Raw genomic sequence first — 21,818 nt, forward strand, 5'->3', positions numbered from 1 at the left:
ATAATTTCGAAAGCTATTAGTATTCACAACGAAATTACCCATGTTTCAGACTAAGCGCCAATGATAGTGCATTCTGCGATAACGGATCATGGGGAAAGATCACATCAGGCTGTAATTCATTAAGATGTTTGCCCTGAATGGTGGCGATTTTGCCTGGTCTGGCGAATACGGTGAGACCTTTCATAAACAAAGTATCAGTGACTCGCTGATTGTCATCGACAGCAACGGCGACAACGACGCGCGGTTTAAAACGTCCTCCTGAACGCCCCACGCCGACGCGTCCCTGCTGGCAAAGCAGGTCAAACGCGTTGTTAAAGCGCGATATTTGCCAGTATCCCAGCGCCAGTTGTGCACACCAGGCAATGACGGCGACAGTAACGAGTGCGGATACCATATTGTTGCTCCTTTTATTTCGCCGGACGACGGTTTCACCTTTTCCGGACTGCGGGTAGGCCCGGTACGCGTAGCGCTACCGGGCGACACCCATTAAAACATGACCTGTCCACCGGTAACGTTGATTGACTGTCCGGTGCAGTACGACGCTTTCTGGCTGGCATAGAATAACAGCATGTTCAGCACATCCTGATAGTCGCAGCCGCGCTTCAGCGGAACCTTATCAATGTAATACTGCTCCACTTCGTCTGGCTCGATACCCAGCTTGGTGGCGTACTGCGGCAGCAACGACTGGAACATCGGTGACTTTAACAGGTTGCCGAGCATCAGCGAATGCACGGTAATGCCATATTCCGCCAGATCCAGCGCCAGCGACTGCGTTAACCCCACGCCGCCAAACTTCGCCGCGCTGTAGCCGGAGTTGTGTTTGCTGCCCACTTTACCGGACTTGGAGTTGATCTGAATAATACGTCCCTGAATACCATCGCGGATCATCAGACGGGAGAATTCACGTGCGCAGAGGAAATAGCCCACCAGATTCACCTGCAGCGAGCGGTCAAAATCGCCGAGCTGGAAGTCACTGATAAATGCTGCTTTAGCGATACCTGCGCTGTAAACCAGCAGATCCACGCGGCCAAAGATTTCATCTACACCGCGAGAGAGCGCGAGTACGCTCTGTTCGCTGGTGGCGTCGGCGCCAAAACCGTAAGCCATGCCTTCGCCAAATTCCGCGTTAATCTCCTGTGCGGTGTTCGCGGCTTTATCACTCTGAATGTCCACCACCGCAACGCGATACCCTTCTGCTGCAAGCCCACGGCAAAGGAATGCCCCCAGGGTCTGTCCTCCACCAATGACAACGGCAACCTGATTCATTTTTCTCTCCTTAAGCGACAAACTTCAAAATACAGCCCGGTGCGATGTCGTCCGGTACAGGCCCCGCGACGTGCACGGTGCCGGGAAATTCTGCTTCGCTCTGTCCGTCGAAGCGCAGGGTGATATGCCCCAGTTCACGTAAATTCTGCTCGGCCACGCTGCCGACGGCGGTGACCGGATAACGATGCTGACCCAGTTCGAACTGCGCGCCGGGTTGCAGCGTACCGTTCAGTTCGCCATGACAATGGATAAAGCAAAATTCCTCGATATCCGCAGGCGCGCCTTCACGAAAGGTAATCAGCATCTGGTCGCAGAGCGCATCCGGTGCGCTCTGGCCGATACGGGTGATGGTGGTCTGATAAATAACGGTCATGTCGAAACCTCTTATTGATAAATAAAGCCGGAAACAAACCAGGCGATGAGAACGGTAGGCGCCCCCGTGAGGAAGCGGCTCACCAATACCGACGGCACGCCGACGCGAACGGTGTCCTGACGGGCTTCTGCCAGCGACAGACCGACCGGGATAAAGTCACAGGCTGCCTGAGCGTTAATGGCAAACAGGGCGGGCAGCGCCAGATGCGGCGGGATGTTGCCCAGGCCAATTTGCACGCCGATCAGGACGCCGATAACCTGCGCAATGACCGCGCCAGGGCCAAGGAATGGCGACAGCAGCGGGAACGAACAGATCAGCGCCAGTGTCACCAGACCCAGCGGATGGCTGGCAAGCGGCGCCAGACCGTGGGCGATCCAGTCGCCAAGACCTGAGGCCATGATGATGCCGATCAGTGCCGAGACGAATGCCATGAACGGTAGAATGGTTTTCAGAACCGTATCGATGGTGTCGCGACCGGACTGGAACAGCACGGCCACCGCAGAGCCCATCCCCATGCCGACTTTTGCCAGCAGGCCATCGCTCTGTTCGGTGATCTTTTTGCTGGTGTCGTAATCACGCCCGGCGGTGGAGTTTGTTGGTTGTGATTGCGGCTGCGGCTGTGGCGCAGCAGACGCGTCGCCGATGACGGTGATGTTGTCTTCCCTGACGCCAGAGACATAAATGTCTTCAACGATATACTGGGCCAGCGGCCCGGATTTTCCGGTTGAGTGAATGTTCACGGTCGGGATACGGCGTTTGGGATAGATGCCGCAGCGCAGCGTCCCGCCACAGTCAATGATGGCGACGCCAATTTCGTCTTCTGGCGGTTCACCCTCTTTAAAGCCATCGACGGCCTGCCAGCCGGTTAACTGCGCCAGTTTGTCGACAATCGCCGGGCGTGTGCCTGCGGTGATGTAGACAATTTTCTTACCGGCGGTCACGTCCAGCTCTAACGGGCCACCCCAGCCGCCAGTTCCTCGTTCAATACGAATGCGCGTCATGATGCTGCTCCTGCAAGGTGGACTTTCTGCTCAAGTTGGATACCCATCTTTTTCTCAAAGATGGAGGTTGTGAGGTCCGTGACCCAGCCACGAAAGAAGTTGGTGACCAGACCGACCAGCAGATAGCTCACGGCCAGTGGCCCGAGCGGGAGACCTAACGTGGTCAGGCCGCTGGCAATGCCGAGGTAAACGAACAGTTCGCCAGGGTTAATATGCGGGAACAGGCCGTTCATTGAGTGACAACTGTAAGAGGCGGCTGCGTAGTAGCTGGGCTTGTATTTCTCTGGCATGAAGCGGCCCAGACTCAGGGTCATGGGGTTACAAAACACAAACGTGCCAATAAAAGGCAAAATCAGGTAACGGGACAACGGATTCCCGGCGCAGCGCTGGGCGAAGCGTTCGATTCGCTGCTGGCCGATAAAGTTGATCAGCGCATTCATGATGACCAGCAGGCTGATCAGCAGTGGAAGAATGCCGGTGACCATCCCGGTAAACACCTCTCCACCTTTCTGGAACAGCCCGATGAACCACTCTGCTCCATGTGTAATGGTTTCGATCATTGTTCTCTCCTGTAGGGATTTTTAGTTATCTTGCGAATGGGTGACTTATTTTAATCAGATTGAAAGAAATAAAAGTGTTATTTTGATCTCAAAATGAAAGTAAAATATTTTAAGTTGAAAGTTTTTGCAGAAAGGAAAGAATGTACTGACGATCAAACGAGGGGAAGTGATACGTAAATTGTGTGACGGAGCGCGTCTGGCGCTTCCTTGTATGGCGGGGGATGCTTTACCATACTTCTCTCTGGCTGAATCTGTTTAATGGATGTCTCATGTTCAAGCGTCGTTATGTAGCATTGCTTCCCCTGTTTGTGTTACTTGCTGCCTGTAGTAGCAAACCGAAACCTCAAGAGCCTCAAACGACAACGGGGACGCCTTCCGGCGGCTTCCTGCTTGAGCCCCAGCACAACGTTATGCAGATGGGCGGCGACTTTGCCAACAACCCGAATGCACAGCAGTTCATCGATAAGATGGTGAACAAGCACGGTTTTAATCGTCAGCAGTTGCAGGAGATCCTGTCACAGGCGAAGCGCCTGGATTACGTTTTGCGTCTGATGGACAGGCAGGCGCCGACCACGCAGCCACCAGCCGGGCCTAACGGCGCATGGCTGCGCTATCGCAAACAGTTCATTACCCCGGATAATGTGCAAAACGGCGTGGCGTTCTGGAATCAGTATGAAGACGCGCTCAATCGCGCCTGGCAGGTTTACGGCGTTCCGCCGGAGATCATCGTGGGCATTATTGGCGTGGAAACCCGCTGGGGCCGCGTGATGGGGAAAACGCGTATTCTGGATGCGCTGGCGACGCTGTCGTTTAACTATCCACGTCGTGCGGAGTACTTCTCCGGCGAACTGGAGACGTTCCTGCTGATGGCGCGTAACGAACAGGATGATCCGTTAGATTTGAAAGGTTCCTTTGCCGGCGCGATGGGTTACGGACAGTTCATGCCGTCGTCCTATAAAGAATACGCGGTGGATTTCAACGGCGACGGCCATATCAACCTGTGGGATCCGGTCGATGCTATCGGCAGCGTGGCGAATTACTTCAAAGCGCACGGTTGGGTGAAAGGCGACGCGGTGGCGGTGATGGCGAACGGTCAGGCCCCGGGACTGGCGAATGGCTTTAAAACGCAGTACAGCCTTCCTCAACTGGCGGCCGCCGGACTCACGCCGCAACAACCGCTGGGCAACCATCAGCAGGTGAGCCTGCTGCGTCTGGATATTGGTACCGGATACCAGTACTGGTACGGTTTGCCGAACTTCTATGCCATTACCCGCTACAACCACAGCACCCATTACGCGATGGCGGTGTGGCAGTTAGGTCAGGCAGTGGCGCTGGCGCGCGTGCAATAACGGTTTTTACCCAGGGTCGCTTCGGCTTCCCTGGGCCTCACTCGTTTTTTCGGAATCCCCCTCGTAAAATTGTCACCTCATCCCCATCTCCGTTGGGAAAGTGTTATCTTGTCCGGCATATTTTTTAACTGACAGAGGCTGATATGACTGACAGTGAACTGATGCAGTTAAGTGAACAGGTCGGGCTGGCGCTGAAAGCGCGTGGTGCGACGGTGACCACCGCAGAGTCCTGCACCGGCGGTTGGGTGGCGAAAGCCATTACCGATGTTGCCGGCAGCTCCGCCTGGTTTGAGCGCGGTTTTGTCACCTACAGTAACGAAGCCAAATCGCAGATGATCGGCGTGCGCGAAGAGACGCTGGCGCAGCATGGCGCGGTCAGTGAACCGGTGGTGGTTGAGATGGCGATTGGCGCACTGAAAGCGGCACGTGCCGATTTTGCGGTTTCCATCAGCGGGATCGCCGGGCCGGATGGCGGCAGCGAAGAGAAACCGGTCGGTACCGTCTGGTTTGCCTTCGCCAGCGTGCGCGGAGAAGGGATTACCCGTCGGGAATGTTTTCACGGCGACCGTGATGCGGTGCGTCGGCAAGCCACGGTTTATGCGCTGCAAACCCTGTGGCAACAATTTCTACAAAATACTTGATACTGTATGACCATACAGTATAATTGCGACAACAGTACAGAATCACTATCCGGTTTCAGCCGGCATGACAGGAGTAATTAATGGCTATCGACGAAAACAAACAGAAAGCGTTGGCGGCAGCGCTGGGCCAGATCGAAAAGCAATTCGGTAAAGGCTCCATCATGCGCCTGGGTGAAGACCGTTCTATGGATGTGGAAACGATCTCCACGGGTTCGCTTTCACTGGATATCGCGCTGGGCGCAGGCGGCCTGCCGATGGGCCGTATCGTCGAAATCTACGGGCCGGAATCATCCGGTAAAACCACGCTGACGCTGCAGGTGATTGCCGCGGCGCAGCGCGAAGGTAAAACCTGTGCGTTTATCGATGCAGAACACGCGCTGGACCCGATCTATGCACGTAAGCTGGGCGTTGATATCGACAATCTGCTCTGTTCTCAGCCGGACACCGGTGAACAGGCGCTGGAAATCTGTGACGCACTGGCGCGTTCTGGTGCCGTCGACGTTATCGTTGTCGACTCCGTCGCGGCGCTGACGCCGAAAGCGGAAATCGAAGGCGAAATCGGTGACTCTCACATGGGCCTCGCGGCGCGTATGATGAGCCAGGCGATGCGTAAACTGGCCGGTAACCTGAAGCAGTCCAACACGCTGCTGATCTTCATCAACCAGATCCGTATGAAAATTGGTGTGATGTTCGGTAACCCGGAAACCACGACCGGTGGTAACGCACTGAAATTCTATGCCTCTGTTCGTCTGGACATCCGCCGTATTGGCGCGGTGAAAGAGGGCGATAACGTGGTGGGCAGCGAAACCCGCGTGAAGGTAGTGAAAAACAAAATCGCGGCGCCGTTTAAACAGGCTGAATTCCAGATCCTTTACGGTGAAGGCATCAACTTCTATGGCGAACTGGTCGACCTGGGCGTGAAAGAGAAGCTGATCGAGAAAGCAGGCGCCTGGTATAGCTACAACGGCGAGAAAATTGGTCAGGGTAAAGCGAATGCAACCGCCTGGCTGAAAGACAACCCGGCTACCGCGAAGGAAATTGAGAAAAAAGTTCGCGAAATGCTGCTCAATAACCAGGATGCTAAACCTGACTTTGCTGTTGATGACGGTGAAGGTGTTGCGGAAACCAACGAAGATTTTTAATCGTCAGGTGTCGTCCGTCCGGATAACGCAAAACTGCCATCCGGCAAAAAGTTGAATTACACTCAAGGGCTGCATTGATGCAGCCCTTTTTGCATTTCTGATTTCGAAGGTTGTTATGAGTGAACCCACACCGCGCCGACCCGCGTATTCCCGGCTGTTAGATCGCGCAGTTCGTATCCTCGCGGTTCGTGACCACAGTGAACAAGAGTTACGACGCAAACTTGCCGCCCCGGTGATGGGGAAAAATGGACCGGAAGAGAACGATGCGACGGCGGAAGATTATGATCGGGTGATCGCCTGGTGTTACGAGCATCAGTATCTCGATGACGATCGGTTTATCGCCCGCTTTATCGCCAGCCGCAGTCGTAAAGGCTATGGTCCGGCGCGCATCCGCCAGGAGTTGAATCAAAAGGGCATTGCCCGAGAATCGACGGAAAAAGCGATGCGGGAATGTGAAATTGACTGGAGCGCCCTCGCACGCGACCAGGCCTGCCGTAAATATGGTGAACCGCTGCCTGGCGCATTTTCAGAAAAGGTTAAGGTACAGCGGTTTTTGCTCTATCGCGGGTATCTGATGGAAGATATCCAGCAAATATGGCGAAATTTTGACGATTGAGCGCATACGGGATTTTACTTCCCCGTAAAGAAAACTTATCTTATTCCCACTTTTCAGTTGCCGGCGGCCCAGTCAATCAAGAGTTGTTGCTGGTAATGATTTTTCGTTAGCAAGATTTCAGGATAATTATGAGCAAGAGCACCGCTGAGATCCGTCAGGCGTTTCTCGACTTTTTCCATAGTAAGGGACATCAGGTAGTTGCCAGCAGCTCCCTGGTTCCAAACAATGACCCCACTTTGTTGTTTACCAACGCCGGGATGAACCAGTTCAAGGACGTTTTCCTTGGGCTCGACAAGCGTAATTATTCCCGCGCAACCACATCCCAGCGCTGCGTGCGTGCGGGTGGTAAGCACAACGATCTGGAAAACGTTGGTTACACTGCACGTCACCATACCTTCTTCGAAATGCTGGGTAACTTCAGCTTCGGCGACTATTTCAAGCATGATGCAATCCAGTACGCGTGGGAATTGCTGACCGGTGAAAACTGGTTTGCCCTGCCGAAAGAGCGTCTGTGGGTGACCGTCTACGAAACAGACGATGAAGCCTATGAAATCTGGGAAAAAGAAGTCGGTATTCCTCGCGAGCGTATTATCCGCATCGGTGATAACAAAGGTGCGGCCTATGCGTCCGACAACTTCTGGCAGATGGGCGATACCGGTCCGTGCGGCCCGTGCACCGAGATTTTCTACGATCATGGCGATCACATCTGGGGCGGCCCTCCGGGAAGTCCGGAAGAAGACGGCGATCGCTACATTGAGATCTGGAACATCGTCTTTATGCAGTTCAACCGTCAGGCTGACGGTACGATGGAGCCGCTGCCTAAGCCTTCCGTTGATACCGGTATGGGTCTGGAGCGTATTGCGGCTGTGCTGCAACACGTCAACTCCAACTACGAAATTGACCTGTTCCGTACGCTGATTGAAGCGGTAGCGAAAGTGACCGGTGCGACCGATCTGAGCAACAAGTCACTGCGCGTGATTGCGGACCACATTCGTTCCTGTGCGTTCCTGATCGCCGACGGCGTGGTTCCGTCCAACGAAAACCGTGGCTATGTTCTGCGTCGTATCATTCGTCGTGCGGTACGTCATGGCAACATGCTGGGCGCGAAAGAGACCTTCTTTTACAAACTGGTGGGTCCACTGGTTGACGTCATGGGATCGGCTGGCGAAGAACTGAAGCGTCAGCAGGCTCAGGTTGAGCAAGTGCTGAAAACCGAAGAAGAGCAGTTTGCCCGTACGCTGGAGCGTGGCCTGGCGCTGCTGGACGAAGAACTGGCGAAACTGTCCGGCGATACGCTGGATGGCGAAACAGCATTCCGTCTGTACGATACCTACGGTTTCCCGGTTGACCTGACGGCAGACGTTTGCCGTGAGCGCAACATCAAAGTGGATGAAGCGGGTTTTGAAGCCGCCATGGAAGAGCAGCGCCGTCGCGCGCGCGAAGCCAGCGGTTTTGGTGCGGACTATAACGCGATGATTCGCGTGGATAGCGCCTCTGAATTTAAAGGCTACGACCATCTGGAACTGAACGGTAAAGTGACCGCGCTGTTTGTTGATGGTAAAGCGGTTGATGCGATCAGTGCCGGTCAGGAAGCCGTTGTCGTACTGGATCAAACCCCATTCTATGCGGAATCCGGTGGTCAGGTTGGCGATAAAGGTGAACTGAAAGGCGCAGGCTTTGCGTTTGCCGTAAGCGACACGCAAAAATATGGTCAGGCAATTGGCCACCTCGGCAAGCTGTCTGCGGGTTCTCTGAAAGTGGGCGACGCGGTCCAGGCTGATGTGGATGAGGCGCGTCGTGCGCGTATTCGTCTGAACCACTCCGCGACGCACTTGATGCACGCGGCGTTGCGCCAGATTCTGGGCACGCACGTGGCGCAGAAAGGGTCGCTGGTTAACGACAAAATGCTGCGTTTCGACTTCTCGCATAATGAAGCGATGAAGCCGGCGGAAATCCGCGCGGTTGAAGATCTGGTGAACGCGCAGATCCGTCGTAACCTGCCGGTTGAAACCAACGTGATGGATCTGGAAGCGGCGAAAGCAAAAGGCGCAATGGCGCTGTTCGGCGAGAAATATGACGAACGTGTTCGCGTGCTGAGCATGGGCGATTTCTCTACCGAGCTGTGCGGCGGGACGCACGCCAGCCGTACCGGTGACATCGGTCTGTTCCGTATTGTCTCCGAGTCCGGAACCGCCGCCGGGGTTCGTCGTATTGAAGCGGTAACCGGTGAGGGTGCCATTGCGACTGTGCATGCAGAAAGCGATCGCTTAACCGATATTGCTCATCTGTTGAAGGGCGATAGCCAGAATCTGGGCGACAAGGTACGTTCAGTACTGGAGCGTACTCGTCAGCTTGAGAAAGAACTTCAGCAGTTGAAAGAACAAGCTGCGGCGCAGGAAAGTGCGAATCTTTCCAGCAAAGCGGTTGATATCAATGGCGTTAAGCTGTTGGTGAGTGAGCTTACGGGTGTTGAGCCGAAAATGTTGCGCACCATGGTTGATGATCTGAAAAATCAACTGGGGTCGACAATTATCGTGCTGGCAACGGCAGCTGAAGGTAAGGTTTCTCTGATTGCTGGTGTGTCTAAGGACGTGACCGACCGTGTCAAAGCAGGGGAACTGGTAGGTATGGTCGCTCAGCAGGTGGGCGGTAAGGGTGGTGGTCGTCCGGACATGGCGCAAGCTGGTGGTACGGACGCCTCTGCTCTGCCTGCGGCGTTAGCCAGTGTGCAAGCCTGGGTCAGCGCAAAATTGCAATAACTATAAGCGTTAGCCGATGCCGTGGATAAGCATTCCGCGGCGTTTGCATCAACGTTGTCGACAACGATAAAGTCAGGTTGAAGTTGTGTATATCGGCTAAACTTAGGTTTAACAGAATGTGATGCCGTGACTGCTTACATGTAATGTGTTTGTCATCGCTTACTTTTTGGCGTTATATGATGGATAATGCCGGGATACAGAGAGACCCGACTCTTTTAATCTTTCAAGGAGCAAAGAATGCTGATTCTGACTCGTCGAGTTGGTGAGACCCTCATGATTGGAGATGAGGTCACCGTGACAGTTTTAGGGGTGAAGGGCAACCAGGTACGCATCGGCGTAAACGCCCCGAAAGAAGTATCTGTCCATCGTGAAGAGATCTACCAGCGTATCCAGGCTGAAAAATCCCAGCAGTCCAGTTACTAAGGTTTCCGCGTCTCACCTGACCGGGTGAGGCGCAACCTGACTCCCTCGCAACTTCCCACTCTTTTTCGTTTTTCTGTGACTCTTTTTCCTGTTTCGCTTGGTGTTAGTGCATCCGTATGACTTTTTTATCGTGGCAGTCCGTTGCCCGAGAGACCGATTTATCTGTTGATAAAACACTCTTTTTGCCGTTTTTGCAGACTAATTGAACGTGAAGTGTGCAAACGATAAAAGCTCAGGAAAAATTGTTTGACTTATAAGTCCCAGAAAGTAATATGTGCGCCACGCAGCGACGATGAGCAGAAACAAGTTCTTCGAAGCACTCGTAAGAGGCGTGTGGTGAGGTGGCCGAGAGGCTGAAGGCGCTCCCCTGCTAAGGGAGTATGCGGTCAAAAGCTGCATCCGGGGTTCGAATCCCCGCCTCACCGCCATTTGCATCCGTAGCTCAGCTGGATAGAGTACTCGGCTACGAACCGAGCGGTCGGAGGTTCGAATCCTCCCGGATGCACCATCTCTTACTTGATACGGCTTTAGTGGCGGTATCAAAATCTGCAGTAAAGTAAGTTTCCCGATGCATCCGTAGCTCAGCTGGATAGAGTACTCGGCTACGAACCGAGCGGTCGGAGGTTCGAATCCTCCCGGATGCACCATCTCTTACTTGGTACCGCTTTTGTGCAGTATCAATATCGGCAGTAAAATACGTTTTCCGATGCATCCGTAGCTCAGCTGGATAGAGTACTCGGCTACGAACCGAGCGGTCGGAGGTTCGAATCCTCCCGGATGCACCATCTTCTCCCGGATAACAGCGAGTTTGTTGTTTCATGGCCTGCGAGAGTGTCGCAAACGCCAGGGAGGATAACGTTGCACCCTCTCTTACTTGATACCGCTTTTGTGTAGTATCAATATCGGTAGTAAAATATGTTTTCCGATGCATCCGTAGCTCAGCTGGATAGAGTACTCGGCTACGAACCGAGCGGTCGGAGGTTCGAATCCTCCCGGATGCACCATCTTCTCCCGAATAACAGCGAATTTGTTGTTTCATGGCCTGCGAGAGTGTCGCAAACGCCAGGGAGGATAACGTTGCTTCAGCAACGGCCCGAAGGGCGAGGCTTCGCCGAGTCATCCTCCCGGATGTGCCATTTTCTCCTTTCTTTTCTCCTTTGCATTCATCTCCTGAACAATCCTCAGCATCGTCGTCAGCGACAAAATCCAGCAATTACGATAAAGTAACGTCTGTTTACTTGCCGGTGAGAGCGCTATGTACGAACGTTATGCGGGTCTGATTTTCGATATGGATGGTACCCTTCTGGATACTGAACCGACGCACCGTAAGGCGTGGGTTGAAGTATTAGGTCGTTACGGTATGCACTTTGATCTTCAGGCGATGATTGCCCTTAACGGCTCAGCCACATGGCGTATTGCTCAGTCCATTATTGAGTTGAATCATGCGGATCTCGATCCCCACGCGCTAGCCCGTGAAAAAACCGACGCGGTAAAAATCATGCTCCTCGACAGCGTCGAGCCGTTGCCGCTGGTTGAGGTGGTGAAAGCGTGGCATGGTCGTCGCCCGATGTCCGTCGGGACCGGCAGTGAAAGCGCAATAGCGGAAGCGCTGCTGGCCCATCTGGGGCTGCGTCGCTATTTTGATGCCGTCGTTGCCGCCGATCATGTCCAGCACCATAAACCCGCGCCAGATACCTTCCTGCTTTGTGCTGAGCGTATGGGCGTGCCTCCGGCACAGTGCGTGGTATTTGAAGATGCAGACTTTGGTATCCAGGCCGCACGCGCCGCCGGAATGGATGCTGTGGACGTTCGGCACCTGTGAGTGACGGACTGTCGCTCCTTTCATTGTTCGCCAGCAGTTTTCTCAGCGCTACGCTGTTGCCCGGCAATTCGGAAGTCGTTCTGATTGCCATGTTACTGGCCGGGCTCAGTCATCCCTGGGTCTTAGTTTTAACAGCAACAATGGGTAATAGCCTTGGAGGGTTAACTAACGTTATCCTTGGGCGTTTCTTCCCGCTGCGCAAGACATCGCGCTGGCAGGAGAAAGCCACAGGCTGGCTTAAACGCTATGGCGCGGTCACACTATTATTAAGCTGGATGCCGGTTGTGGGTGATTTACTGTGCCTGTTAGCGGGATGGATGCGCCTCTCGTGGGGGCCGGTGCTCTTTTTTTTATGCCTTGGCAAAGCGCTGCGCTATATTGTCGTCGCGGCTGCTACCGTTCAGGGCATTACCTGGTGGCACTAATTGTGCCTGGGGATTAGCCTTTAGGGTAACCACTACAATTATGCTAATTAATACGATTTTGACAGGCGGGAGGTCAATTTGATCCCGGACGTATCACAGGCTCTGGCCTGGCTGGAAAAGCATCCTCAGGCATTACAGGGGATTCAGCGCGGGCTGGAGCGCGAAACATTGCGCGTGAATGCGGATGGCACGTTGGCGACAACGGGGCATCCTGAAGCGTTAGGCTCAGCGCTGACGCATAAATGGATTACCACGGATTTCGCGGAAGCGCTGCTGGAGTTTATCACGCCAGTAGACGGTGACATCCAGCATATGCTGACCTTCATGCGTGACCTGCATCGTTATACCGCCAGAAATATGGGTGATGAGCGCATGTGGCCACTGAGCATGCCTTGCTACATTGCCGAAGGTCAGGACATTGAACTGGCGCAATATGGCACTTCAAATATTGGTCGTATGAAAACGCTGTACCGTGAAGGGTTGAAAAACCGTTACGGTGCGTTGATGCAAACTATCTCCGGTGTGCACTACAACTTCTCGCTGCCGATGGCATTCTGGCAGGCGAAATGCGGCGTAGTGGAAGGCGAAGAGGCAAAAGAGAAAATCTCTGCCGGCTATTTCCGCCTGATCCGTAACTATTACCGCTTTGGCTGGGTCATCCCTTATCTGTTTGGCGCGTCTCCGGCGATTTGCGCTTCCTTCCTGCAGGGCAAACCGACCACGCTGCCGTTTGAGAAAACCGACTGCGGAATGTACTACCTGCCGTACGCGACCTCGCTGCGACTGAGCGATCTGGGTTATACCAATAAGTCGCAAAGCAATCTCGGAATTACGTTTAACGATCTCTACGAGTATGTGGCAGGATTGAAGCGGGCGATTAAAACGCCTTCTGAAGAGTATGCGGCGGTAGGGCTGGAAAAAGACGGTAAGCGTCTGCAAATCAACAGCAACGTGCTGCAGATTGAAAATGAGCTGTATGCGCCGATTCGTCCGAAACGCGTTACGCGTAGCGGTGAGTCGCCTTCAGATGCGCTTCTGCGTGGCGGTATCGAATACATCGAAGTCCGCTCGCTGGATATCAACCCGTTCTCGCCAATTGGCGTGGACGAGCAACAGGTGCGTTTCCTTGACCTGTTCATGGTCTGGTGTGTGCTGGCCGATGCGCCGGAGATGAGCAGCAGTGAGCTGCTGTGTACGCGTACCAACTGGAATCGGGTGATTCTGGAAGGGCGTAAGCCGGGCCTGACGTTAGGTATCGGCTGTGAAACTGCACAGTTCCCGCTGCCCGAAGTGGGTAAAGATCTGTTCCGCGATCTGAAGCGTGTGGCACAAACGCTGGACAGCATCCACGGCGGAGAGGATTATCAGAAAGTCTGTGACGAACTGGTTGCCTGCTTTGATAACCCGGAATTGACGTTCTCTGCACGTATTCTGCGGTCTATGATTGATACGGGTATTGGCGGAACGGGCAAGGCGCTGGGCGAAGCTTACCGCAATCTGCTGCGTGAAGAGCCGCTGGAAATTTTGCAGGAAGAAGACTTTGTGGCTGAACGTGACGCCTCAAAACGTCGTCAGCGCGAGGTTGAGGCGGCAGATACGGAACCGTTTGACCGCTGGCTGGCAAAGCAACAGGCCTGACAGAAAAGAAAAAGGCCACTCGGGAGTGGCCAAAATTTCATCTCTGAAAACAGGGATGATGATAACAAATGCGCGTCTTTCATGTACTCAGACTCGCACCGAAACAAAGAGTTCAGTTTATTTTAAAAAAATTATCGGAGGTGGCTAAATGCCGTTGTTAGATAGCTTCACTGTCGATCATACCCGGATGGAAGCACCTGCAGTCCGTGTGGCGAAAACGATGAACACGCCACACGGTGACGCCATTACCGTGTTTGATCTGCGTTTCTGCATTCCAAACAAAGAGGTGATGCCGGAGAAAGGGATTCACACGCTGGAGCATCTGTTCGCAGGCTTTATGCGTAATCACCTCAACGGTAACGGCGTCGAGATTATTGATATCTCCCCGATGGGCTGCCGTACCGGTTTCTATATGAGCCTGATTGGTACGCCGGATGAGCAGCGTGTGGCAGATGCCTGGAAAGCGGCGATGGCCGACGTGCTGAAAGTTCAGGATCAGAATCAGATCCCGGAACTGAACGTTTACCAGTGCGGCACGTATCAGATGCACTCCCTGAGCGAAGCGCAGGATATCGCACGTCATATTCTGGAGCACGACGTTCGCGTCAACAGCAATGAAGAGTTGGCGCTGCCGAAAGAGAAGTTGCAGGAACTGCACATCTAGTTGTCTGTGTGATTACCGGCAAAAAAAGCCCGTTCGACTGAACGGGCTTTTTTATCGCTGTCACCTAGTGCGCGCCACCGCCGCCGCCGCCCGCACCAAACGGGGGTTTGGCGAACCAGACCAGGCCGAGCAACACCAGGAAGATCCCCGCTGACATCCAGAAGATCTCGTTGGCGGAAATAATCAGCCCCTGATTAGTGATCTGCTGAGCTATCCAGCCAGACGCCTGTTGTTGCGTCATGCCCAGTCCCTGTAGCTGATCGTACATCGCCTGCGCGTTCGGGTTATACGGATTCACCGACTCGGTTAACTGCGCATGGTGCATCGATTCCCGGTTGGTCCACATGGTGGTGGTGATCGATGTCCCGATCGACCCCGCCAGCGTTCGCGTAAAGTTAGACAAACTCGATGCCGCCGCCAGCCGCTCTGGCGGTAAGCCAGACAGCGTGATGGTTGTCAGCGGCATAAAGAAGCACGCCACCGCGAAGCCCTGAATAAACTGCGGCCAGGCTGAGGCGCCGAAGTCCATTCCCGGTTCAAACGTCCACGCACGCCAGTAGAAGCAGACGGCGTACATAATAAAGCTGAACGTTACCAGCCTGCGCATATCCAGCTTATGGGCAAAGCGGCCGATAATCGGCGACAGAATCACCGGAATGATGCCGACCGGCGCGGATGCCAGCCCCGCCCACGTCGCGGTATAGCCGTAGACCTCCTGCAAGAGCTGCGGCAACAGAACAATCGCCCCGAAGTACAGCATATAGGCCAGGCTGATACACAAACAGCCGATGGTAAAGTTTCGCGATTTAAACAGCGAGAGATCGACAATGGGGTTATCGTCGGTAAGCTCCCAGACAATCAGGAAGCTAATGGCGACCACCGCCACTACGGTCAGAATGACGATTTCCTGCGAGGCGAACCAGTCCAGCTCTTTCCCCCGGTCGAGCATAATCTGCAAACTACCGATACCAACCACCAGTAGCGCCAGCCCGATGGCGTCAATCCGCCGTTGCTCCGTGCGTGTTTCGCGTCCGCGCAGGGTTTGCAGCGTCATCAGAACGACTGCAATACCGATCGGCACGTTGATAAAGAAGATCCAGCCCCAGTGGTAGTTATCGCTGATATAGCCGCCCAGAATCGGGCCGCAAATCGGCGCGACAATCACCGTCATCGACCACAGCGCCAGCGCGATAGAACGCTTCGCGGCAGGATAGTTATTCAGCAGCAGACTTTGCGAAAGTGGGATCAGCGGTCCGGCAACCACGCCCTGAACGACGCGGAAGAAGATCAGCATATTCAGGCTGCTGGAGACACCGCACGCCCATGAGGCAATGGCAAACGCCACCGTTGACCACATGAACAGCTTTACTTCCCCGACGCGTTTCGCTAGCCAGCCGGTGATGGGAATCGAGATGGCGTTCGCCACCCCGAAAGAGGTGATCACCCACGTCCCCTGACTCAGCGATGAGCCCAGGTTCCCTGCGATTGTGGGGATCGCCACGTTAGCAATGGTGGAGTCCAGCACCTGCATGAATGTCGCCAGCGACAGCGCAATCGTCATAATGACGAGCTGCGCGCCCTCCAGCGGTTTTTGCTGTTGCATCACACGCACCTCAAATTAGCCTGCGTTGGCCTGCACAATCTCTTCGATCAGTTTATTGACCGGGGCAAGGCTGATTTCACGGGCGTTACTCTCAGACACCGGCGTGGTGCGAACCTGACTGGCCAGAACCTGACCGTCGCGGTTTGCGGTATCGACGGTGACCAGCGTCGATAAACCAATGCGCAGCGGATGTTGCGCCAGCTGCTGTGCGTCCAGTTCGATACGTACGGGCAGACGCTGAACCACTTTGATCCAGTTACCGGTCGCATTCTGTGCCGGCAGCAGCGAGAAGGCGCTGCCGGTACCCATATCAAGACCGACCACTTTACCGGTGTACTTAACGTCATCGCCGTAGATATCACTGATCACCGTTGCCGGTTGGCCGATGCGCATATGGGCAAGCTGCGTTTCTTTGAAGTTGGCGTCGACCCATAGGTTGGTCGCCGGAACTACGGCCATCAGCGGCGTTGTGGGGCTGATCTGCGCGCCAGGCTGTACGGCGCGGCGCGACACGTAGCCGGTCATCGGGCTGACGATTTTGGTACGTTCCAGCGCCAGCCAGGCGTTACGCACTTCGGTGGCAGCCTGTTGGACGGCGGGCTGATCTTCCAGCTTGCTGTCCAGGATCATCGCCTGATTTGCATTGTATTGCTGAATGGCAACATCAAGCTGCGCCTGAGCGCTGGCCACGGCATCCCGCGCGTGTTGCAACTCTTCGCGACCAATCAGATTGGCGTTACCGAGCGGTACGCGACGGTTGAAATCGCTTTGCGCCTGGGCGAGGGCGGTTTTCTGCACCGCAATGTTCGCCTGCAACTGTTTGCTGTTGATCATTAACTGATGCGTCTGACGGACGCTGGAGGCCAGCGCGGTCTTCGCTTTTTCAAATGCCTGTCTGGCATCCGTCTGATCGAGCGTGACGAGAACGTCACCCTGTTTAACAAAATCAGTGTTATCCGCCCAGACTTTCGTCACGCTGCCGGATACCTGTGCCATGATTTGAACCTGGTTCCCTGCCACGTACGCATCATCAGTCTCTTCGACATGACGCAGTACCAAAAACCAATAAATCCCATATGCCACGGCAATAATGATAAAGAGCAAGGTCAGGAGGAGCAGCGTACTTTTACGTTTGCTTTTCTTCTTAACCGGTTGCTGCGGGGTTTGAGTCTCCGCATTTGCGCTCATGTTGTTCTCCACGATCTTATTTTTTCGTCGGCTGGGCCGAGCTGTTTATCAGAAAGGCCAGCACGTTCAGGTGCTGGCCAGTCAGTTTTCTTTCTTAATCTGGATGATAGAGCGAGTCGACGCGTTAGCTCAGCGCCTCAAGAATGGCACCATCCTGGTCCATCTGATCGAGACGCGTCAGAAGCTTACGGGTGATGTGCTCAAGCTGTTCTTTTTCTGCAGTGCTAAGAGAGGACCACAGTTGATGCAGGCAGTTATGCTGCGGCGGTAATACTTCGCGCAAAAAAGCATGGCCTTTATCGGTTAACTGCAGATGCAGGCAACGACGATCGTTGTCGCTTTCACGGCGCTCGATCCAACCGCGCTTTTCCAGCTCATCAGCGATACGTGTCGCGTTAGTACGGGATGATCCCAGGGCGCAGCTCAGTTCAGAAGGCTGAATGCTGTGGTTTTCCTGAGACTCCAGCGTAATCAACGCCATAAACAACGTCTCGTTAATCCCTTGAGCTTTCAGCATTTTATTGCGGTTATCCAGCAGCTTTCCTTGCATATGCATGCAAAGACGAGTCAGCAGAATTTCCTGATACGGAAAATCCTCGTGGCGGCTGGCGCGAAATTTTAGCATTTGTTCAATGGGCGTAAACGAACTATCCATTTGGGCATGACCTCATTAATTTCAGCCGATATAGTAACGACAGTGACAAATAAAGTAAATGTATTATTAAATTAAAATGATTTTTCCATCCTATAAAACCGCCAACATTTTCCACGCTAATCCATAGGCCAGAGCACTTAATAGCGTAGGAATAATGATACTGCGCGTTTTATAAAAACTTGCACCCAGTACAGCAAAACCCACGAGCGTCGGCACGAAGCGACTGGCATCATGCATTATCTCTGGGGCCGTTGACACAACCAGCAGGGCGCAAATTGATGCAATGCCGATGGTGTCGAGTAAAACGCCGGTTGCGCCACGCTTGCCCGGACGGGTATTGCCCATCTTCAGACGCAACGGTAAATAGCGAAACCCATAATTTACACAGCCGACCAGCAATCCGAGCAGCAGCACCTCATAGCGCATCGGGAACTCCTTGCCAGAAAGCCTGAATCAGCGCGGTCAGACAACCACACACAATCCCCGCAAGAATCGCGGCGGGGATGGAAAACAGCGTCACGCCCGCCAGCGCGCCCGCTAATGCGGCGGTCACGCACAGGGACTGTTTACGCTGGAATGACGCCAGCAGAAAACTCATAAACAGCGCGGGGAGCATAAAACCGAGCGCCGCTTCGACCGCCGGGAATCCTTTCAATAAACCGCTGCCGGAAAAGGCGCCGAGCACGGTTCCCAGCACCCAGGAGGCCCAGGAGCAAAACGCGATGCCGATCATCCAGTTCTCGCTCCAGCGACGGTTATCCCGCACCAGCTTCGCGGTGGCAGCGGCAAAGACTTCGTCGGTGAGACCAAATGCCCACAGGGCGGTTTTCGGTTTACTGAGCTTCTGGGCGATACGACTGCGCAGGGAAGGACCGTATAAAACATGGCGTACATCCATCGCCATGACGGTCAGGGCGGCAACCCATAATGTGCTGCCTGCGGCGAGCATGGTTGTGATAACGAACTGGCTGGCGCCTGCATAAATAATGCAGGAGAAAAACACGCTCTCAACCGGGCTAAACCCGAGACGGGTGGCATTGAGACCAAATGCAAAGGCAACAGGAATATAGCTGATGACGATGGGTAAGCTGTCTTTGAATCCTTCCGCGCAGGTAGCCGGAGGGGTATTGGGCAGAGAAGCGGGCCTTTCCATAGAATTTTGCGCGTTATCACCAATGTTAAAATTATCAGGGTTAATAATCCCTATCACCTTAACAGACTGGGGGGCTCCTTAACACCCTCAGGAGCCCAAACGAGCGCAAACGCTTGCCGGGCGCTTAAATAGCAGCTTCTTGTCGGTGAAACCCTCGCCACCAGACCAGCAGGTTCAGTACGGCAACGGTCGTACCGGCCAGACAAACACCCAGCCATCCGGCATGCTGCCAGGCCGAGGCGGAGATCAATGACCCTGCTGCCCCGCCGATAAAGTAACTGGTCATATACCCGGCGGTCAGGCGGTTTCGGGCCTCTGGATACAGACGATAAATCACCGTCTGGTTAGTGATGTGAACTCCCTGAACGGTGAGATCCAGAACCAGGATCCCCACAATCAGCGCCAGTACTGAGGCGTGTCCCAGCCAGATGGCGAGCCAGGAAAGCAGCAATAACAGCAGGCCATAGGTCGTGGTGAGGTGAGAATGTCCTTTATCCGCAAAACCGCCGGCCGGACGTGCGCCGAGCGCGCCAGCGGCACCCGCCAGCCCAAACAGGCCAATCATCCCTTCGGAATAGTTAAACGGCGGGGCGGCCAGTAAAAACGCCATTGAGGTCCAGAGAATGCTGAAGTTGGCGAAGGTCAGGCAGCCCAACAGTGCACGCGTACGCAGCAGCTTATCGCGAGTAAACAAGCTGAACACCGAACCCAGCAGTTGCGGGTAGTTCAGGTGGGTGTCTGACTTCACCTTCGGCAAGCCGCGCCACAGAGCGATAGCCATCAGCGCCATCAATACAGAGGCGACCCAGAAGACGGTGCGCCAGCCGCCAAGATTCGCCAGCAGTCCCGCCACGGTTCGCGCCAGCAAAATGCCCAGCAGCAGGCCGCTCATGATGGTCCCGACCACTTTGCCGCGTTTATCCGGCGTGGCAAGCGTTGCCGCCAGCGGCACCAGAATCTGTGCGACCACGGAAAAGAGTCCGGTCAGCGCCGTGCCGAGGATCATCATCGCCAGCGACTGACTGCTGGCGGTAATGAGCATCCCGCCTGCCGCCAACAGCGTCATGGAGACGATCAGCGTCCGGCGTTCAAACATATCGCCAAGCGGAACCAGAAACAGCAAACCGGCGGCGTAGCCAAGCTGGGCGGCGGTGACGATAAATCCGGCTGAACTGGCGGAAAGCGAGAAGTTGCGTGCGATGGTATCAAGCAGTGGCTGTGCATAGTAGTTGCTGGCGACGGCCAGACCGGTTGCCACCGACATGAGAACGATCAGTGCCGGGCTCAGCCCGTGAGATGTTTTTGTCATTATGTTCGCAATCGTGAGTCAGGTGATGATTTCTTTGGGAATCAATCATAGCGGACATTTATGAATGTAGGGGATTTGTTGCGTGCCGGATTGTGCGGTCAGGGGAAACGGAGGGAGCAGGCCGGGAACCGCGTTCCCGGCTATCCCTGGCCGGATAAGCGCATCGCGCGCCCTCCGGCACTCAGGAGGCGATTACTTCTGCGCAGCCAGCGCGTCGTTCACCCAGCCGTCGAACTGCTGCTGGTGGGCTTTGATCCAGCCGTCAACATGACCCTGAACGTCAGCTTCCGACGCTTTGCCGTCATGCATCATCGCATTCTGCGCGTTGATGTCTGCCAGCGGCAGTTTCATGATGGCAAACAGTTTCGCCGCCGCCGGGTTTTTCTCTGCCCAGGCCTTGTTGGCAACGATGTGCATGGTGTTTACCGGGAAGCCATAGTTCGCGCCATTCGGCAGTTTAGTATCGATATCTTTCTGCTCACCCGGCAGCGAGGAGAACGGCACCTGTAACCAGACCACATCTTTACCTGGCTTCATCACGTCGCTCACCCAGTAAGGCGTCCAGGTGTAATACAGAATCGGTTTACCTTCTTTAAAGCGGGTGATGGTATCGGCCATCATCGCCGCGTAGTTACCGTGGCTGACGTCGACGGTTTTTTCCAGATCAAACGCTTTGTTCTGGTGGTTAATCACCGCTTCACAGCCCCAGCCTGGCGAGCAGCCCATCATGTCCGCTTTACCGTCGCCGTTGGTATCGAAGATTTTAGCGATGTTGGGGTCTTTCAACTGGGCGATGTTAGTAATTTTGTACTGCTCAGCGGTTTTCTTATCGATCAGATAACCTTGCGCGGCGCCAGTGACGAACGTGCCTTCGCGGTAAAACTTCTTGTCCCCGCCTGCCGCAGAATACATATCGTCGTGCAGCGGCTGCCAGTTGACGGCGGTAAAGGTGGCGTCGCCGGAGGCAATAGAGGTGTAGCCCACGTTATAGTCGACTTCGCTCGGTTTGCTTACGGTATAACCCAGTTTCTCCAGCGCGCGGCTCACCAGCAGCGTCTGGAAGGTTTCTTCGGTGATGGTGCTCTGTACCGGTTGGACGGTAATGCCTTTGCCTGGCAGGTCGGCAGCGAAAGCGCTGGTAGAGACAAGGGTGGCAAACGCTGTGGCAAAAAGTACGGTATGTCGCATCGTTGTTCCTTAATTATTGGAGGGACGTGTAGGCCCGGTAAGC

Annotated in this window: 22 protein-coding genes and 5 tRNA genes; 15 read left to right on the forward strand and 12 right to left on the reverse strand. The window is 54.5% G+C overall.

Features of this window, described 5'->3' with window-relative positions; translation table 11 throughout:
• Nucleotides 1-34 precede the first annotated feature (34 nt).
• The 5 genes from gutM to srlA all read right to left on the reverse strand — a co-directional run bounded on the left by gutM (nucleotide 35) and on the right by srlA (nucleotide 3,200).
• Nucleotides 35-394: a transcriptional regulator GutM gene (gene gutM, locus WM46_RS25485; RefSeq protein ID WP_102603713.1), complete on the reverse strand. Its 360-nt coding sequence runs from the start codon at nucleotides 392-394 to the stop codon at nucleotides 35-37.
• Between the two features lie 92 nt (nucleotides 395-486).
• Nucleotides 487-1,266: a sorbitol-6-phosphate dehydrogenase gene (gene srlD / locus WM46_RS25490; protein ID WP_061075072.1), complete on the reverse strand. Its 780-nt coding sequence runs from the start codon at nucleotides 1,264-1,266 to the stop codon at nucleotides 487-489.
• A 10-nt stretch (nucleotides 1,267-1,276) separates the two neighbouring features.
• Nucleotides 1,277-1,639: a PTS glucitol/sorbitol transporter subunit IIA gene (srlB, locus tag WM46_RS25495; protein ID WP_061075071.1), complete on the reverse strand. Its 363-nt coding sequence runs from the start codon at nucleotides 1,637-1,639 to the stop codon at nucleotides 1,277-1,279.
• An 11-nt stretch (nucleotides 1,640-1,650) separates the two neighbouring features.
• Nucleotides 1,651-2,640, reverse strand: coding sequence for a PTS glucitol/sorbitol transporter subunit IIB (locus WM46_RS25500; protein WP_102603714.1), 990 nt, complete (start codon nucleotides 2,638-2,640; stop codon nucleotides 1,651-1,653).
• Nucleotides 2,637-3,200, reverse strand: a complete 564-nt coding sequence (gene srlA / locus WM46_RS25505) for a PTS glucitol/sorbitol transporter subunit IIC (protein ID WP_042322680.1) — start codon at nucleotides 3,198-3,200, stop codon at nucleotides 2,637-2,639. The genes WM46_RS25500 and srlA overlap by 4 nt, the downstream gene beginning before the upstream one ends.
• A gap of 269 nt (nucleotides 3,201-3,469) precedes the next feature.
• Between srlA and mltB the strand changes: the two genes are divergently transcribed.
• The 15 genes from mltB to luxS all read left to right on the forward strand — a co-directional run bounded on the left by mltB (nucleotide 3,470) and on the right by luxS (nucleotide 14,679).
• Nucleotides 3,470-4,549 carry a lytic murein transglycosylase B gene (mltB, locus tag WM46_RS25510; RefSeq protein WP_187394428.1) on the forward strand — a complete coding sequence of 360 codons (1,080 nt, stop codon included), beginning with the start codon at nucleotides 3,470-3,472 and terminating at the stop codon, nucleotides 4,547-4,549.
• 143 nt (nucleotides 4,550-4,692) lie between these two features.
• Entirely contained in the window at nucleotides 4,693-5,190 is a 498-nt protein-coding gene (pncC, locus tag WM46_RS25515) for a nicotinamide-nucleotide amidase (RefSeq protein ID WP_061075068.1), read from the forward strand.
• 80 nt (nucleotides 5,191-5,270) lie between these two features.
• On the forward strand, nucleotides 5,271-6,332 hold the full coding sequence (gene recA, locus WM46_RS25520) for a recombinase RecA (protein ID WP_102603716.1): 1,062 nt from the start codon (nucleotides 5,271-5,273) through the stop codon (nucleotides 6,330-6,332).
• A gap of 115 nt (nucleotides 6,333-6,447) precedes the next feature.
• On the forward strand, nucleotides 6,448-6,948 hold the full coding sequence (gene recX / locus WM46_RS25525; RefSeq protein ID WP_102603717.1) for a recombination regulator RecX: 501 nt from the start codon (nucleotides 6,448-6,450) through the stop codon (nucleotides 6,946-6,948).
• Nucleotides 6,949-7,076: 128 nt separating this feature from the next.
• Nucleotides 7,077-9,707: an alanine--tRNA ligase gene (alaS, locus tag WM46_RS25530; RefSeq protein ID WP_061075065.1), complete on the forward strand. Its 2,631-nt coding sequence runs from the start codon at nucleotides 7,077-7,079 to the stop codon at nucleotides 9,705-9,707.
• Between the two features lie 237 nt (nucleotides 9,708-9,944).
• Entirely contained in the window at nucleotides 9,945-10,130 is a 186-nt protein-coding gene (csrA, locus tag WM46_RS25535; protein WP_000906486.1) for a carbon storage regulator CsrA, read from the forward strand.
• 335 nt (nucleotides 10,131-10,465) lie between these two features.
• Nucleotides 10,466-10,558, forward strand: a tRNA-Ser gene (locus WM46_RS25545).
• 3 nt (nucleotides 10,559-10,561) lie between these two features.
• Nucleotides 10,562-10,638, forward strand: a tRNA-Arg gene (locus WM46_RS25550).
• 62 nt (nucleotides 10,639-10,700) lie between these two features.
• Nucleotides 10,701-10,777, forward strand: a tRNA-Arg gene (locus tag WM46_RS25555).
• Nucleotides 10,778-10,838: 61 nt separating this feature from the next.
• A tRNA-Arg gene (locus WM46_RS25560) sits at nucleotides 10,839-10,915 on the forward strand.
• Between the two features lie 142 nt (nucleotides 10,916-11,057).
• Nucleotides 11,058-11,134: transfer RNA gene (locus WM46_RS25565), tRNA-Arg, on the forward strand.
• 251 nt (nucleotides 11,135-11,385) lie between these two features.
• Nucleotides 11,386-11,952, forward strand: a complete 567-nt coding sequence (gene yqaB / locus WM46_RS25570) for a fructose-1-phosphate/6-phosphogluconate phosphatase (protein WP_061075064.1) — start codon at nucleotides 11,386-11,388, stop codon at nucleotides 11,950-11,952.
• Nucleotides 11,949-12,377, forward strand: coding sequence for a YqaA family protein (locus tag WM46_RS25575; RefSeq protein WP_042999619.1), 429 nt, complete (start codon nucleotides 11,949-11,951; stop codon nucleotides 12,375-12,377). Before yqaB ends, WM46_RS25575 begins: the two co-directional genes overlap by 4 nt.
• A gap of 78 nt (nucleotides 12,378-12,455) precedes the next feature.
• Entirely contained in the window at nucleotides 12,456-14,015 is a 1,560-nt protein-coding gene (gene gshA / locus WM46_RS25580) for a glutamate--cysteine ligase (RefSeq protein WP_061075063.1), read from the forward strand.
• A gap of 148 nt (nucleotides 14,016-14,163) precedes the next feature.
• A complete protein-coding gene (gene luxS / locus WM46_RS25585; RefSeq protein WP_016154160.1) occupies nucleotides 14,164-14,679 on the forward strand; it encodes an S-ribosylhomocysteine lyase in 516 nt (171 codons plus the stop codon).
• A 64-nt stretch (nucleotides 14,680-14,743) separates the two neighbouring features.
• On the opposite strand, the gene emrB is transcribed toward luxS, so the two are convergent.
• The 7 genes from emrB to proX all read right to left on the reverse strand — a co-directional run bounded on the left by emrB (nucleotide 14,744) and on the right by proX (nucleotide 21,775).
• The gene (emrB, locus tag WM46_RS25590; protein WP_061075062.1) at nucleotides 14,744-16,282 is read right to left on the reverse strand and encodes a multidrug efflux MFS transporter permease subunit EmrB; all 1,539 of its coding nucleotides are present in this window, start codon (nucleotides 16,280-16,282) and stop codon (nucleotides 14,744-14,746) included.
• A 15-nt stretch (nucleotides 16,283-16,297) separates the two neighbouring features.
• Nucleotides 16,298-17,470, reverse strand: a complete 1,173-nt coding sequence (gene emrA / locus WM46_RS25595; protein ID WP_042999624.1) for a multidrug efflux MFS transporter periplasmic adaptor subunit EmrA — start codon at nucleotides 17,468-17,470, stop codon at nucleotides 16,298-16,300.
• Between the two features lie 124 nt (nucleotides 17,471-17,594).
• Nucleotides 17,595-18,125 carry a transcriptional repressor MprA gene (gene mprA / locus WM46_RS25600; protein WP_061075061.1) on the reverse strand — a complete coding sequence of 177 codons (531 nt, stop codon included), beginning with the start codon at nucleotides 18,123-18,125 and terminating at the stop codon, nucleotides 17,595-17,597.
• Nucleotides 18,126-18,215: 90 nt separating this feature from the next.
• Complete coding sequence (gene ygaH, locus WM46_RS25605; RefSeq protein WP_061075060.1) at nucleotides 18,216-18,551, reverse strand: L-valine transporter subunit YgaH; 336 nt, start codon at nucleotides 18,549-18,551, stop codon at nucleotides 18,216-18,218.
• Entirely contained in the window at nucleotides 18,541-19,278 is a 738-nt protein-coding gene (locus tag WM46_RS25610; RefSeq protein WP_043001836.1) for an AzlC family ABC transporter permease, read from the reverse strand. Before WM46_RS25610 ends, ygaH begins: the two co-directional genes overlap by 11 nt.
• A 124-nt stretch (nucleotides 19,279-19,402) precedes the next feature.
• Nucleotides 19,403-20,587: an MFS transporter gene (locus tag WM46_RS25615; protein WP_102603718.1), complete on the reverse strand. Its 1,185-nt coding sequence runs from the start codon at nucleotides 20,585-20,587 to the stop codon at nucleotides 19,403-19,405.
• Between the two features lie 192 nt (nucleotides 20,588-20,779).
• Nucleotides 20,780-21,775 carry a glycine betaine/L-proline ABC transporter substrate-binding protein ProX gene (gene proX / locus WM46_RS25620; RefSeq protein WP_061075058.1) on the reverse strand — a complete coding sequence of 332 codons (996 nt, stop codon included), beginning with the start codon at nucleotides 21,773-21,775 and terminating at the stop codon, nucleotides 20,780-20,782.
• Nucleotides 21,776-21,818: the final 43 nt, after the last annotated feature.

This window comes from Citrobacter freundii complex sp. CFNIH2 (genome assembly GCF_002880615.1).
GTDB lineage: Bacteria > Pseudomonadota > Gammaproteobacteria > Enterobacterales > Enterobacteriaceae > Citrobacter_A > Citrobacter_A amalonaticus_F.